Annotated in this window: 12 protein-coding genes; 10 read left to right on the top strand and 2 right to left on the bottom strand. The window is 67.9% G+C overall.

Going from position 1 to position 13,754, the window contains the following annotated elements; all coding sequences use genetic code 11:
* Positions 1-239: 239 nt before the first annotated feature.
* Positions 240-971, top strand: coding sequence for a murein hydrolase activator EnvC family protein (locus tag FFI87_RS25840; RefSeq protein WP_138848559.1), 732 nt, complete (start codon positions 240-242; stop codon positions 969-971).
* 48 nt (positions 972-1,019) lie between these two features.
* Here the strand turns inward: FFI87_RS25840 and FFI87_RS25835 are convergent, their stop codons facing one another.
* Positions 1,020-1,658 carry a Pr6Pr family membrane protein gene (locus FFI87_RS25835; RefSeq protein ID WP_012365658.1) on the bottom strand — a complete coding sequence of 213 codons (639 nt, stop codon included), beginning with the start codon at positions 1,656-1,658 and terminating at the stop codon, positions 1,020-1,022.
* A 233-nt stretch (positions 1,659-1,891) separates the two neighbouring features.
* On the opposite strand from FFI87_RS25835, the gene FFI87_RS25830 reads away from it, so the two are divergent.
* The 5 genes from FFI87_RS25830 (at position 1,892) to FFI87_RS25805 (ending at position 7,527) form a co-directional block, all read left to right on the top strand.
* The gene (locus FFI87_RS25830; RefSeq protein ID WP_012365659.1) at positions 1,892-2,428 is read left to right on the top strand and encodes a cytochrome b; all 537 of its coding nucleotides are present in this window, start codon (positions 1,892-1,894) and stop codon (positions 2,426-2,428) included.
* Positions 2,429-2,583: 155 nt separating this feature from the next.
* Complete coding sequence (locus FFI87_RS25825) at positions 2,584-2,952, top strand: DUF2946 domain-containing protein (protein WP_138848560.1); 369 nt, start codon at positions 2,584-2,586, stop codon at positions 2,950-2,952.
* An 83-nt stretch (positions 2,953-3,035) separates the two neighbouring features.
* Positions 3,036-5,165 carry a TonB-dependent copper receptor gene (locus FFI87_RS25815; RefSeq protein ID WP_138848561.1) on the top strand — a complete coding sequence of 710 codons (2,130 nt, stop codon included), beginning with the start codon at positions 3,036-3,038 and terminating at the stop codon, positions 5,163-5,165.
* Positions 5,166-5,394: 229 nt separating this feature from the next.
* Complete coding sequence (locus tag FFI87_RS25810; protein ID WP_138848562.1) at positions 5,395-6,489, top strand: esterase/lipase family protein; 1,095 nt, start codon at positions 5,395-5,397, stop codon at positions 6,487-6,489.
* A gap of 3 nt (positions 6,490-6,492) precedes the next feature.
* Complete coding sequence (locus FFI87_RS25805; RefSeq protein ID WP_138848563.1) at positions 6,493-7,527, top strand: lipase secretion chaperone; 1,035 nt, start codon at positions 6,493-6,495, stop codon at positions 7,525-7,527.
* Between the two features lie 29 nt (positions 7,528-7,556).
* On the opposite strand, the gene FFI87_RS25800 is transcribed toward FFI87_RS25805, so the two are convergent.
* Entirely contained in the window at positions 7,557-9,080 is a 1,524-nt protein-coding gene (locus FFI87_RS25800; RefSeq protein WP_138848564.1) for a PLP-dependent aminotransferase family protein, read from the bottom strand.
* 108 nt (positions 9,081-9,188) lie between these two features.
* Between FFI87_RS25800 and FFI87_RS25795 the strand changes: the two genes are divergently transcribed.
* From FFI87_RS25795 to FFI87_RS25780, 4 genes are all read left to right on the top strand, one after another.
* Positions 9,189-10,283: an ABC transporter ATP-binding protein gene (locus FFI87_RS25795; protein ID WP_138848565.1), complete on the top strand. Its 1,095-nt coding sequence runs from the start codon at positions 9,189-9,191 to the stop codon at positions 10,281-10,283.
* Between the two features lie 77 nt (positions 10,284-10,360).
* The gene (locus FFI87_RS25790) at positions 10,361-11,407 is read left to right on the top strand and encodes an ABC transporter substrate-binding protein (RefSeq protein WP_012365665.1); all 1,047 of its coding nucleotides are present in this window, start codon (positions 10,361-10,363) and stop codon (positions 11,405-11,407) included.
* 102 nt (positions 11,408-11,509) lie between these two features.
* Positions 11,510-12,772, top strand: a complete 1,263-nt coding sequence (locus FFI87_RS25785; protein WP_012365666.1) for an ABC transporter permease — start codon at positions 11,510-11,512, stop codon at positions 12,770-12,772.
* A 37-nt stretch (positions 12,773-12,809) separates the two neighbouring features.
* Complete coding sequence (locus FFI87_RS25780; protein WP_138848567.1) at positions 12,810-13,646, top strand: ABC transporter permease; 837 nt, start codon at positions 12,810-12,812, stop codon at positions 13,644-13,646.
* The last annotated feature ends 108 nt before the right edge of the window (positions 13,647-13,754 follow it).

Here is a 13,754-nt window from a genome sequence, read left to right as displayed (position 1 = left end):
TGCCGGATCGGGCGCCTGTCGCAGTCCCGACCGCGACAAATGGTATCTTTCACGATCGGGACGACGTGCAAATGGCGCGAAAAAGGGGCCGGTGAGCCCCGTCGCGTCGGCGTCCCGCTGTGGAAACTGACGGCCGCGACTGCGGTCGGATACTGGTTGGTCCGGCCGTGCGGCCGGACATCGTGCGTCGCGCGCCGGAGGGCGGTGGGCGGCGCATCGACGCAAATCCGGGAGGACCCTTGAGAGAAACGATTCCGATCCACGAGGCGCTCGCGCGCTGGTTGCCGCAGGCGGCGCTCGTCGTCGCGGCCGCCGCGCTGACGGGCTGTACGATGACGCCGTGGACCGACAGCTGGCAGCCGGTGCGGCCGTCGACGCCCATGTCGGCCGCCACGCCGGGCGTGATCGCCGGCTATTACCGCGTGAATCCGGGCGACACGCTCGCCGGCATCGCCGCCGCCTACGGGCAGCGCGTGCAGGACCTGGCCAGCTGGAACCGCATGTCGCCGAATGACGCCGTGTCGCCCGGCCAGGTGCTGCGCGTCGCGCCGCCGCCTGCCGCGACGTCGCTCGGGCAGCCGTCCGCCGCGGCCCAGCCGGGCTCGCTGGCATGGCCGGCGACGGGAAGCGTCGCCGCGCCGTTCTCGGCCGGCAGGACGCGCGGCATCACGATCGCCGCGTCGGGCCCCGACCATTCGGTGCGGGCCGCGGCAAACGGGCGGGTGGTCTACGCCGGCTCCGGCGTCAAGGCGTACGGCCCGCTCGTGATCCTGAAGCACGACAACGGGCTCATCACGGCCTACGGGCACAACGGCAGGCTGCTCGTCAACGAGGGCGACGCGGTGCGCGTCGGCCAGCCGATCGCCGAGATGGGCACCGACGCGAGCGGACGCTCGACGTTCGAGTTCGAAGTTCGGCAGAACGGCAAGGTCGTCGATCCGATGAACTTCCTGCCGCGCAACGGCGGCTGACACGCCGCATCACGACGTGTGCGCCCGGCGGCGCACACGTCCCCGCCTTCATCCTTCCTTGAGCTCCGTGGCGTCAGCCTGCCTCGCATGATTGCCGAGCCAGCGAATGCCCACCGCGAGCCCCGTCGCGCCGAGCGCGATCAGCGAACACTGGATCGCGACCGGCAGATAGCCGTGCGGCCGCGGATCGACGAACGGATACGGATACCAGTTCTCCACCGAGCCGCGCACGAGCGTATAGCCGAGATAGACGATCGGAAAGGCGAGCCATGCGAGCGCGCTGCGCCACGGGATCGGCGAGCGCGGCTCCACGTACAGCCAGTCGCACAGCACCACGAGCGGCACGATCCGGTGCAGGACCCAGTTGTTGAGGGGCGGCGTGACGTGCAGCAGCGCATCGAGCCGGGCGAGCAGCAGTTCGTAGACGATCGCGGTGATCAGCATGTAGAGCACGGCGGCGCCGCGCATCGATTCGTAGCGGGCCGAGCCGGGGCGCGTGACGCGCGACAGCCCCGCGATCAGCATCACCGCCGCATACAGGCTGCTCAGTTGGGTGAAGTAGCTGAGGTAGTTGCCGAGATGAAAGGTCGGCATGGCCCAGTAGTCGGCGACGCTGTGCAGCGTGGTCGACACCGCGAGCAACGCGGCGATCAGCCGGTAGGCCGCAACGAAGAACGCTTTGCTCATGATGCCCGCGCAACGTCGCACGAAAGCTTCATCGTGCCACAGCCATCGGCGCGCGCGATGCGGATTTTCCATATGACGGCGCGGCGACGCGGCAGCCGCGCGAATTCCTCGGATATTTGATCGGGCCGGGCAACAGCGGCCGCACGCGGGGCTACAATCGGTGCAGCCGCCGGGTACCGCCCGGCGCTGCATCTGCCTGCCCCGCATACCAAACGAGAAACACGAGACCAAGCATGAGAAACATCCTCGCGAAACAGACGCGCTACAGCTCGCCTGCGATCTTCTTTCACTGGATCATCTTCCTGCTGGTGGCGCTGGCCTACCTGGCCATCGAGATTCGCGGACCGAAAGGCAGCGACAGTCGCGCGTTCTGGATGAACGTGCACTTGCTCGCGGGTACGTCGGTGCTCGTGCTCTCGGTGCTGCGCGTGTTGTGGCGCGTGGTCAGCCGCGTGCCGGAGCCCATCGTGCAGGCGCCGCTGCTCAAGTGGCTGTCGAAGCTCGCGCATTTCGCGCTGTACGTGTTCATCATTGCCCAGCCGCTGCTCGGCATCATGATGATCAACATGGGCGGCAAGCCCGTGTCGCTCGACTGGATCGGCGTGTCGTTCACGCTGTTCGGTCCGGACAAGGCGCTGCGGCCGACGATCAAGGAGGTCCACGAACTGCTCGGCAATGCGTTCTACTTCGTGATCGGGCTGCATGCGCTGGCCGCGCTTTATCACCATTTCGTGCGGCGCGACGACGTGCTGCGCCGCATGGCGCCGTGATCGCCGCGTGCTGAAGCCGCGCGGCAGCCGGGGCGCATGGTTGTGTTGACAACCATGCGCCCCCGGTTCGTTTACCGCGATGCGCGGCTGGCCTTCGCGGCGAACCTTCGGTAACATCTCGGCTGTTTTTACATTCCGCTTACGCGTCGCCGCGCATGCTGCATCGACATCGTCATCTGACCGCCTGGCTCGGCGTGTTCGCGATCTGGCTCGCGATCGCGGCGCCGCTGGTGTCGCAGTGGCGACTCGCACGGGTGGCAACCCCCGACGCGATTGTCTGCGGCAGCGAGCATGGCGCGCACCGTGCGCCGGATGCAGGCCACGCGCACGATCCCGCGCGGCATCTCGATGCGTGCGGCTATTGCGGCTTCTTCGCGCACAGTCCCGCGATCGGCGGCGCGGCCGCCGTATCGTTCGCTTTCGTCCCCACCCAGGTCGTTTCCGCCGTCGCGCCGCATGCCGTCGCGTCGCGCGCCACCCCCTATCCGCGCGCGTATCCACGCGCACCGCCCGAGCGCGCCTGACGCGCTGCCTTTCGTTCCATTCATCGCCGATATCCATGCGGTCCATCGAGGCCGCATGGAGGGCGTCACTCGGGCTTTCGATCATGACCATTCTTTCCTTGCGCGCGCCGAGGGCGTCGCGCCATTGCCGCGCGCGGTGCGTGCCGCGCATGCTGAAACTCACCATTCCCGCGCTGGCCGTCGGCGCGATGAGCGCGGCGGCCGCCGCTGAAGCCGCACGTGCGGCCGGTGCGCCGACGGACGACGCGGCCGTGCTGCTGCCGCCCGTCGAAGTCGTCGCGTCGCCGCTGACGACACCGCTCGTCATCGTCACGGATCCGAAGACGCCGCGCCAGCCGCTGCCGGCCAGCGACGGCGCCGACTACCTGAAGACGATCCCCGGTTTCACATCCATCCGCAGCGGCGGGACCAACGGCGACCCCGTGCTGCGCGGGATGTTCGGTTCGCGGCTGAACATTCTTGCGAACGGGATGCCGACGCTCGGTGCGTGTCCGAACCGGATGGACGCGCCGACCTCGTATATCGCGCCGGAAAGCTATGACAAGGTCACGGTCGTGAAGGGGCCGCAGACCGTGCTGTACGGCCCCGGTGCATCGGCCGGCACCGTGCTGTTCGAACGCGTGACGCCGCGTTTCGAGCGCCCAGGCATGCGTTTCGACGGCAGCGTGGTCGGCGGCTCGTTCGGCCGCAACGACCAGAACGTCGACGTGACGGCCGGCACGCCGGACGTCTATGGCCGCGTGAGCGCGAACCACGCGCACGCGCAGGACTACAAGGACGGCAACGGCAACACGGTGCCGTCGCAATGGGACAAGTGGAACGCGGATGCGGCGCTCGGCTGGACGCCCGACGATCACACGCGCGTCGAACTGACGGCCGGCACCGGTGACGGTTATGCCCGCTATGCGGGGCGCGGAATGGACGGCGCGCATTTTCGCCGCGAGACGTTCGGCCTGTCGTTCGACAAGCGGCATCTCGGCGACGTGCTCGAGCGCATCGAGGCGCGCGTGTACTACAACGAAGCCGACCATGTGATGGACAACTACACGCTGCGACAGCCCGACCCGACCAGCAGCATGCCGATGAGGATGGCATCCGAAGTGCGGCGCCGCACGCTCGGCGCGCGGGCGGCGGCGACGTTTCGTTTCGGCGACGACTTCAAGCTCGTGACCGGCGTCGACGCGCAGTCGAACCGGCTCGACGCGCGCTCGGCGATGGGGCGGCAGAACTACGGCGACCAGCCGTGGGATGCGCAGGCGACGATGTGGAATGCAGGCGCGTTCGGCGAGCTGACGTGGTACGCGAGCGATGCGGCGCGCGTGATCGGCGGCGCGCGGGTCGACTACGCGAGCGCCCGCGACAAGCGTGCGACGACGAGCGGAATGATGGCGAGCAAGCCGAATCCCACCTTCGACGACGATCGCGCGCGCGTGCTGCCGAGCGGTTTCGTGCGCTACGAGCGCGATCTCGCGTCGCTGCCGGTCACGTGGTACGCGGGCGTCGGTCATGCGGAACGCTATCCGGACTACTGGGAGCTGTTCTCCGCGAAGCGCGGGCCGGCCGGTTCGGTCAATGCGTTCTCGGCGGTGCAGCCGGAGAAGACCACGCAGCTCGACATCGGCGCGCAGTACAAGAGCGACCGGGTCGATGCGTGGGTGTCGGCCTACGCGGGCTATGTGCAGGACTACATCCTGTTCAATTACGCGGCCGGGATGATGGGCCCGACCACACAGGCGACCAACGTCAACGCGCAGATCTTCGGTGGCGAAGCCGGTGTGTCGTGGCGGCCGGTCGCACCGTTGCGCGTCGAGACGTCGCTCGCGTATGCGTGGGGGCGCAACGCGACGAGCGGCGATCCGTTGCCGCAGATGCCGCCGCTCGAGGCGCGCGTCGGGCTCGAATACACGCGCGGCGCATGGTCGGCCGGCGGCCTGTGGCGGATCGTTGCGCCGCAGCATCGCTATGCGCTGAACGAGGGCAACGTGGTCGGCAAGGACTTCGGTCCGAGCGCCGGATTCGGCGTGTTGTCGCTGCATGCGCAGTACAACGTCAGCAAGAAGGTGCAGATCTCGGTCGGCGTCGACAACCTGCTGGACAAGGCCTATGCCGAGCACCTGAACCTCGCCGGCAACGCGGGCTTCGGCTATCCGGCGAACGCGCCGGTGATGGAGCCGGGGCGTACGGCATGGGTGCGCGTGAGCGCGAAGCTGTAATCCATGGCGCGTGTGCGATGCAGCATGCCCGCGCATCGACGCGACCCCGCCCGAACGGGCGGGGCGCGTCAACCGATTAGAGAACCGTATCTAGTCAGGGCGCAAACGTTCGCGACTCGTGATTCACTCCCGCATTCGACGCACACGATGCCCGCGACCGTCGGCAACGTGCCGTGCGCGTCGATCCGATCTCATTCGCACCGGCAGCACAATAATCAGGAGAACATGCATGGCCAGATCGATGCGTTCCAGGGTGGTGGCAGGAGCAGTGGCATGCGCGATGGGCGTCGCGCCGTTCGCGGGGACGACCGCGGTGATGACGTTCGCAACGACGCATGCGGCGATGGCGGCCACCGCGCCGTCGGACGACTACGCGACGACGCGTTATCCGATCATCCTCGTGCACGGGCTCACCGGCACCGACAAGTACGCGGGCGTGCTCGAGTACTGGTATGGCATCCAGGAGGACCTGCAGCAGCACGGCGCGACCGTCTACGTCGCGAATCTATCCGGATTCCAGAGCGACGACGGTCCGAACGGACGCGGCGAACAGCTGCTCGCTTACGTGAAGACGGTGCTCGCCGCGACCGGTGCGACCAAGGTCAACCTGGTCGGTCACAGCCAGGGCGGCCTCACGTCGCGCTATGTGGCGGCCGTCGCGCCCGATCTCGTCGCGTCGGTGACGACGATCGGCACGCCGCATCGCGGCTCCGAGTTCGCCGACTTCGTGCAGGGCGTGCTCGCTTACGATCCGACCGGTCTGTCGTCGTCGGTGATCGCCGCGTTCGTCAATGTGTTCGGGATCCTGACGAGCAGCAACAACAACACGAACCAGGACGCGCTTGCCGCGCTGAAGACGCTGACGACCGCCCAGGCGGCCACGTACAACCAGAACTATCCGAGCGCGGGCCTCGGCGCGCCGGGCAGTTGCCAGACGGGTGCGCCGACGGAGAGCGTCGGCGGCAATACGCACCTGCTGTATTCGTGGGCCGGCACGGCGATCCAGCCGACCGTTTCCGCGTTGGGCGTCACGGGCGCGGCCGACACCAGCACGATTCCGCTGGTCGACCCGGCGAACGCGCTCGACCTGTCGACGCTTGCGTTGCTCGGCACGGGCACGGTGATGATCAATCGCGCGTCGGGCCAGAACGACGGGCTCGTGTCGAAGTGCAGCGCGTTGTACGGGAAGGTGCTGAGCACGAACTACAAGTGGAACCATGTCGACGAGATCAACCAGTTGCTCGGCGTGCGCGGTGCGTATGCGGAAGACCCGGTCGCGGTGATCCGCACGCATGCGAACCGGCTGAAGCTCGCGGGCGTGTGATCGATGACGGCACGGGAAGGACGCGCGCCGCTGGTGCGGCGCGTGGCGGTCTACGGCGCGGTCGGGCTGGCGGCGATCGCCGGCGTCGCGATCTGGAGCGGGGCGGCGTCGCATCGCGGTGCCGACACGGCGCGCCTGTCGGCCGATGCGGCGGCGCGCGACGGCGCGAGCGCCGCATCGCCGCCGCCCGCACTGCCGGCGAGCGCGGGCCTGCCGTCGCCGCTCGCCGGTTCCAGCGCGCCGCGGCTGCCGCTCGATGCCGGCGGCCATCTCGCGAAGTCGCGCGCGGTCCGCGATTTCTTCGACTACTGCCTGAGCGCGCGCAGCGACCTGAGCATGACCGCGCTCGATGCGCTCGTCGTGCGCGGGATCGCCGCGCAGCTCGACGGCACGATCGCGCAGCCCGAGGCGCTTGACGTGTGGCATCGATATCGCGCGTATCTCGACGCGCTCGCGAAGCTGCCGGACGCCGGCGCGGTCGACAAGTCGGATCTCGGTGCGCTGCAGGTCGCGCTCGACCAGCGCGTGTCGATCGCGTATCGGACGCTCGGCGACTGGAGTCAGCCGTTCTTCGGCGCCGAGCAGTGGCGGCAGCGCTACGATCTCGCGCGGCTGAAGATTGCGCAGGACCGCACGCTGACGGAGGCGCAGAAGGCGGAGCGGCTTGCGGCGCTCGCGCAGCAGATGCCGGCCGACGAACGCGCGGCACGGCAGAAGGCGGACCGGCAGCAGGCCGCGATCGACCAGATCGCGCAATTGCAGAAGAGCGGGGCGACACCCGACGCGATGCGCGCGCAACTGACGCAGACGCTCGGGCCCGACGCCGCCGCACGCGTCGCGCAGATGCAGCAGGACGATGCGTCGTGGCAGAGCCGCTACGCCGACTATGCGGCGCAGCGCGCGCAGATTGAAGCAGCCGGGCTGTCGCCGCAGGATCGCGACGCGCAGATCGCCTCGCTAAGACAGCGCATGTTCACGAAGCCCGGCGAAGCGGTGCGCGCGGCGTCGCTCGACCGCGGCGCGGCCGCCGCGCGATGATGAGCGATGGCGCATGATGGCGCACGCCATCACGCCGCGCGCGTGAAGTGCCGCGGCAGGTGCTGTTCGATGGTTGCCGCGAGCGTGTCGAACGCGGGGCCGATGCCTTCGTGCGCGACGCATGCATAGCCGAGCAGCAGGCCGCGGCGTGCGGTATCGAGCCGGCTGTAGTAGCTGGTCAGCGGGCGCACGATCACGCCCGCGTCGAATGCGCTTTGCGTGACCGCGCGATCGTCGCATGCGTCGGGCAGGCCGAGCACCAGATGCAGGCCGGCTTCGTCGCCCATCACCGGCAGCGCGTCGCCGAAACGCGCATGGATCGCATCGATCAGCAATTGCCGGCGCTCGCCGTACAGCGTGCGCATTCGTCTGACGTGCGAAGTCAGGTGCCCGTCCATGATGAACTCGGCGAGCACGGCCTGCTGCATCAGCTGGCCCTCGCGATACAGCTCCGACAGCCCGGTGCGGAACGTGTCGACCAGATGCTCGGGCACGACCATGTAGCCCATCCGCAGGCCCGGGAACAGCATCTTGCCGAGGCTGCCGACGTAGATCACGCGGCCGCCGTCGTCGAGCCCCTGCAGCGACGCGAGCGGGCGGCTGCCGTAGCGGAATTCGCTGTCGTAGTCGTCCTCGATGATCCAGCAGCGGTGCCGGCGCGCGTATTCGAGCAGCATCCGGCGCCGCGCGAGGCTCATCACCATCCCGAGCGGATACTGGTGCGACGGCGTGACGAGCACGAGCCGCGGCGGCTGCTGCATGTCGGCCGCGCTCGGATCGATGCCTTCCTGGTCGACCGGCACCGGCGTGAGCGTGAGGCCGGTCGCCTGCAGCACGCTGCGCACGCCCCAGTAGCACGGCTCCTCGACCCATGCGCGATCGCCGATGTCGGACAGCAGCCGCACCGCGAGGTCGATCGACTGGTGGATGCCGGTCGTGATGATCACCTGATCCGGCGAGCATTTGACCGAGCGCGCGACGCGCAGGTAGTCGGCGAGCGCGCGGCGCAGCGGCCGGTAGCCGCCGCCCGGCGCATAGGTCAGCAGCTCCGGATTCGCTTCCTTCCACAATCGCGCCTGCAGGCGGCTCCACGTGCGGCTCGGGAATTCCGACACGTCCGGCACGCCGGGCATGAACGCGCCCCATTGACGTCGCGACACGCCCGCGTGCTCGATCAGCTGCCGGCCCCGCATTGACAGGCCGCCGTGCGCGTCCGGCTGCGGCGGTTCGTCGGCGGCTGACGGCGGTGGCGCGGCGCCCGGTGCATGGATCACGGCGGCGTCCGGCCGCGTGTCGGCCACGTAGGTGCCGCTGCCGGTCGTCGTCAGCACGTAGCCTTCGGCGGTGAGCTGGTCGTACACGTGCAGCACGGTATTGCGCGCGATCGACAGGTCGGCCGCGAGCGTGCGCGAACTCGGCAGTTTTGTGCCCGGCCCCAATTCCCCGGTCAGGATGGCCTGCTGCATCAGCTGCAGCAACTGCCGGTACATCGGTTCGGGCGAGCTGCGGTCGATCCGGCCCGAGAGCCAATCGGCGACGATGACGGTGTCCAAAGTGGTCCCACGCGGAATATTGAAATGGTTCCCTATTGTAGGACCGTGCGCGCCGTATAGTGAATCTCATCTCATAATCAATTGTCGCGCAGCAAGGGGACAGCCACGATGAAGTCCGATGATGTGATCGTCAGCTTTCGCGGCGTGCGGAAGACCTACGACGGCGAGACGCTGGTCGTCAAATCGCTCGACCTCGACATCCACCGAGGGGAATTCCTGACGCTGCTCGGGCCGTCCGGCTCGGGCAAGACCACCTGCCTGATGATGCTGGCGGGCTTCGAGTTCCCGACGGGCGGCGAGATCTGGCTCGACGGCGAACTGCTGAATACCGTGCCGCCGCACAAGCGCAACATCGGCATGGTGTTCCAGAACTACGCGCTGTTCCCTCACCTGACGGTCGAGCAGAACGTCGCGTATCCGCTGACGGTGCGCAAGCTGTCGGCCGCCGAGCGCGCGGAGCGCGTCGCGCATGCGCTGAAGATGGTGCAGATGGAACGCTTCGCGAAGCGCTATCCGGCGCAGTTGTCGGGCGGCCAGCAGCAGCGCATCGCGCTCGCGCGGGCCCTCGTGTTCGAGCCGAAGCTGGTGCTGATGGACGAGCCGCTCGGCGCGCTCGACAAGCAGTTGCGCGAACACATGCAGTACGAACTGAAGGCGCTGCACGAGAAGCTCGGCGTGACGTTCGTGTACGTGACGCACGACCAGGGCGAGGCGTTGACGATGTCCGATCGCGTCGCCGTGTTCGACAAGGGCATCGTGCAGCAGCTCGATACCGTCGATTGCCTGTACGAATCGCCGTGCAACGAATTCGTCGCGAACTTCATCGGTGACAGCAACCGGCTGCGCGGCACCATCGCGCGCGTCGACGGCGAGTTCTGCGAATTCCGGCTCGACGACGGCACGCAGCTCGTCGGACGCCGCATCGGCGATGCGGCCGAAGGCGCGCCGGCCGTCGCCTGCATCCGCCCCGAACGCATGAGCCTTGCCGCCAACGGGCACGCGAATGGCGCCGCCAACCGCGTGACCGGCGAGGCGCGCAGTCTCATCTATTTCGGCGATCACGTGCGCATGCGCTGCGCGCTGCCGGGCCAGGAGGAATGCTTCGTGAAGGTGCCGCTCGGCACGGATGCGCTCCACGCGTTCGCGCCCGGCGCACCGGTCGCGCTCGCCTTCGCGCCCGAGCACCTGCGCGTGTTCGCGTGACACCGGGTTTCACCGTTTTTCCGTAGCACGTCGTCAACAACAAAGCCCATTTCCACCACGAGAGGAGAGGAACCATCATGAACGGAGCAAGCTCTACCGCACGTCGCACCGCGCTCGCACTGGCGCTGGCTGTCGTCGGCGCATCGGCCACGGCGGCCGAACTCACGGTCGTCAACTTCGGCGGCGCGAACGGCGACGCGCAGAAGGCCGCATTCAACCAGCCGTTCGAGAAGGCGACCGGCAACAAGGTCACGGCCGTCGAGTACAACGGCGAGCAGGCGAAAGTGAAGGCGATGGTCGAGGCGAAGCACGTCAACTGGGACGTGGTCGAAGTCGAATCGGGCGACCTGAACCGCGGCTGCGACGAAGGGCTGTACGAGAAGCTCGACTGGTCGAAGATCGCGAAGAAGTCCGACCTGATTCCGGAAGCGCCGCAGGTGTGCGGCGTCGGCTTCTTCGTGTGGTCGACCGCGCTGTCCTACAACGCGGACAAGCTGAAGTCCGCGCCGACCGGCTGGGCCGATTTCTGGAACGTGAAGAAATTCCCGGGCAAGCGCGGGATGCGCAAGGGTGCGCGCTACAACCTCGAGTTCGCGCTGATGGCCGACGGCGTCCCGACGAAGGACGTGTACAAGGTGCTTGGCACGAAGGCCGGCCAGGACCGCGCGTTCAAGAAGCTCGACGAGCTGAAGCCGTACATCCAGTGGTGGGAAGCCGGCGCGCAGCCGCCGCAGTTCCTGGTGGCCGGCGACGTCGTGATGTCGACCGCGTACAACGGCCGTATCGATGCCGCGCAGAAGGAAGGCAAGAACCTGAAGGTCGTGTGGAACGGCAGCATCTACGACCTCGACTACTGGGCGATTCCGAAGGGCTCGCCGAACAAGGCGCTGGCCGAGAAGTACATCGCGTACACGCTCACGCCGAAGCCGCAGCAAGGGTATGCGCAGCACATCGCGTACGGGCCGACGAACGTCGCGGCGATCAAGTCGCTCGACGCGAAGACGCTCGCGAACCTGCCGAACTCGCCGGCCAACGGCAAGAACGCGGTGCTGGAGGACATCGGCTTCTGGACCGACCACAGCGACGAGCTCGAGCAGCGCTTCAGCGCGTGGGCCACGAAGTAACCGTCTTCAGGCTGTCCTGATGCAACCTGCCGCGCGACGCGCCGAACGCGTCGCGCGGCATTCCGCCGGATCGAGCCCGGCCGGAGAGAACCGTTGAACACGATGACGATCGCTCCTTCCTCGCCGTCGACAGCCGCGCTCAAGCGCGAACTGAAGGCCGCCGAGGCCCGCAAGCGCACGATGGCACTGCTGCTGGTCGCGCCGCTCGCGATCTTCCTGCTGCTCATCTTCGTCGTGCCGATCGGCACGCTGCTCACGCGCGCGGTGCAGAACCCCGAGATCGCGACCGCGCTGCCAAGGACGGTCGCCGCGCTGTCGGGCTGGGACCGCAAGGCGCCGCCGGCCGACGCTGCGTACGTCGCGCTCGCGGCCGACATGACGAAGGTCGCCGACAGCGAGGCGATGGGCGCGCTCGCGCGGCGCCTGAACACCGAGATTCCCGGCTATCGCTCGCTCGTCGCGAAGACGGCGCGTGCGATGCCGCTGAAGGGCGACAACGATGCCGTCGCGGCGCTGACGCCCGCGCAAACGCGCGCGAAACTGCTCGACCTCGATGCGCGCTGGGGCGATGCCGCGTACTGGCAGGCGATCGCGAAGAACGGCAGCCAGGTGTCGCCGTTCTACCTGCTCGCAGCGCTCGACCACAAGCAGGACGGCTTCGGACAGATCGTGCAGGCCGATCCCGACCAGTCGATCTATCTGTCGATCTTCGGCCGCACGTTCGTGATCGGCGTCGCGGTCACGCTGTTCGCGCTGCTGCTCGGCTATCCGCTCGCATACTGGATCTCGACGCTGTCGGATCGGCGCGCGAACCTCGTGATGATCCTGGTGCTGATTCCGTTCTGGACGTCGGTGCTGGTGCGCGTGGCCGCGTGGATCGTGCTGCTGCAAAGCGAGGGGCTGATCAACACGGCGCTGATCGGCAGCGGGCTGATCTCGCATCCGCTGGCGCTGCTGTTCAATCGCGTCGGCGTGTACATCTCGATGACGCATATCCTGCTGCCGTTCATGATCCTGCCGCTCTACAGCGTGATGAAGTCGATCCCGCCGACCTACCAGCGCGCGGCCGTCTCGCTCGGCAGCCATCCGTTCGCGGCGTTCTGGCGCGTGTACGTGCCGCAGACCTATCCGGGCGTCGGCGCGGGCGCGCTGCTCGTGTTCATCCTCGCGATCGGCTACTACATCACGCCCGCGCTGCTCGGCGGGCCGAACGACCAGATGGTCAGCTACTACGTCGCGTACTTCACGAACGTGACGATCAACTGGGGCATGGCGTGCGCGCTCGGCGGGCTGCTGCTCGCGGCGACGCTGGTGCTGTATGCGGTGTACGGGCGCTTCACGCGCTCGAACGTGAGCCTCGGCTAAGCGCCGGGCACAGGGAAAAGGGAAGGGGATGTCGACCATGAAACTCGCCAGGCCGCTGTTCGCTCCGCACATGTCGTTCGTCGAACGCGCGTGGTACGTCGCGCTGCGCGTACTCGTCGTGCTGACGCTGCTGTACCTGATCCTGCCGGTGCTCGCGATCGTGCCGTTGTCGTTCTCGTCGAGCACGTTCCTCGTCTATCCGATCCCCGGTTTCTCGACGCGCTGGTACGAGAACCTGATCGCGTCCGACGAGTGGCGCATGGCCGCGAAGAACAGCTTCATCGTCGCGCCGTCGGCGACCGTCGTCGCGACCGTGCTCGGCACGCTCGCCGCGATCGGCCTCACGAAGGCGGATTTCCGCGGCAAGGGGCTGCTGATGGCCGTGCTGCTGTCACCGATGATCGTGCCGGTCGTCGTGGTCGGCGTCGGCATGTACCTGTTCTTCGCGCCGCTCGGGCTCGCGAATACCTACACGGGGCTGATCGCCGCGCATGCCGCGCTCGGCGTGCCGTTCGTCGTGACGACGGTCGCCGCGACCCTGCAGGGCTTCAACCAGAACCTGGTGCGCGCGAGCCTGTCGCTCGGCGCGAATCCCGTCACGACGTTTTTCCGCGTGACGCTGCCGGTGATCGCGCCGGGCGTGATGTCGGGCGCGCTGTTCGCATTCGCGACGTCGTTCGACGAAGTCGTCGTCACGCTGTTCCTCGCGGGCGCGGACCAGACGACGCTGCCGCGCCAGATGTTCACCGGCATTCGCGAGAACATCAGCCCGACGATCGCCGCGCTCGCGACGATCCTCATCATCTTCTCGACGAGCCTGCTGCTCGCGCTCGAATGGCTGCGCGGACGCAACGCGCGACGTGCGGTGGCGTAACGCGATCGTTGTGCCCTCAACGATGCCGCGCACCCGGCGCGGCATCCCGAAGCTTTCGTTTCGCTGACTGACGGCGCGCTTGCCTGCAGGTTCGATGCGGCTCTGTAA

The organism is Burkholderia sp. KBS0801 (genome assembly GCF_005937855.2).
Lineage (GTDB): Bacteria > Pseudomonadota > Gammaproteobacteria > Burkholderiales > Burkholderiaceae > Burkholderia > Burkholderia ambifaria.
The sequence above is the reverse complement of the archived record's forward strand: the minus strand, read 5'-3'. Positions and strand labels throughout refer to the sequence as shown.

Coding starts and splice junctions, on each gene's coding strand:
- FFI87_RS25795 (WP_138848565.1), top strand. CDS start 9,189: ATGAAGTCCGATGATGTGATCGTCAGCTTTCGCGGCGTGCGGAAGACC.
- FFI87_RS25810 (WP_138848562.1), top strand. CDS start 5,395: ATGGCCAGATCGATGCGTTCCAGGGTGGTGGCAGGAGCAGTGGCATGC.
- FFI87_RS25825 (WP_138848560.1), top strand. CDS start 2,584: ATGCTGCATCGACATCGTCATCTGACCGCCTGGCTCGGCGTGTTCGCG.
- FFI87_RS25790 (WP_012365665.1), top strand. CDS start 10,361: ATGAACGGAGCAAGCTCTACCGCACGTCGCACCGCGCTCGCACTGGCG.
- FFI87_RS25815 (WP_138848561.1), top strand. CDS start 3,036: ATGACCATTCTTTCCTTGCGCGCGCCGAGGGCGTCGCGCCATTGCCGC.
- FFI87_RS25780 (WP_138848567.1), top strand. CDS start 12,810: ATGAAACTCGCCAGGCCGCTGTTCGCTCCGCACATGTCGTTCGTCGAA.
- FFI87_RS25805 (WP_138848563.1), top strand. CDS start 6,493: ATGACGGCACGGGAAGGACGCGCGCCGCTGGTGCGGCGCGTGGCGGTC.
- FFI87_RS25830 (WP_012365659.1), top strand. CDS start 1,892: ATGAGAAACATCCTCGCGAAACAGACGCGCTACAGCTCGCCTGCGATC.
- FFI87_RS25835 (WP_012365658.1), bottom strand. CDS start 1,658: ATGAGCAAAGCGTTCTTCGTTGCGGCCTACCGGCTGATCGCCGCGTTG.
- FFI87_RS25785 (WP_012365666.1), top strand. CDS start 11,510: ATGACGATCGCTCCTTCCTCGCCGTCGACAGCCGCGCTCAAGCGCGAA.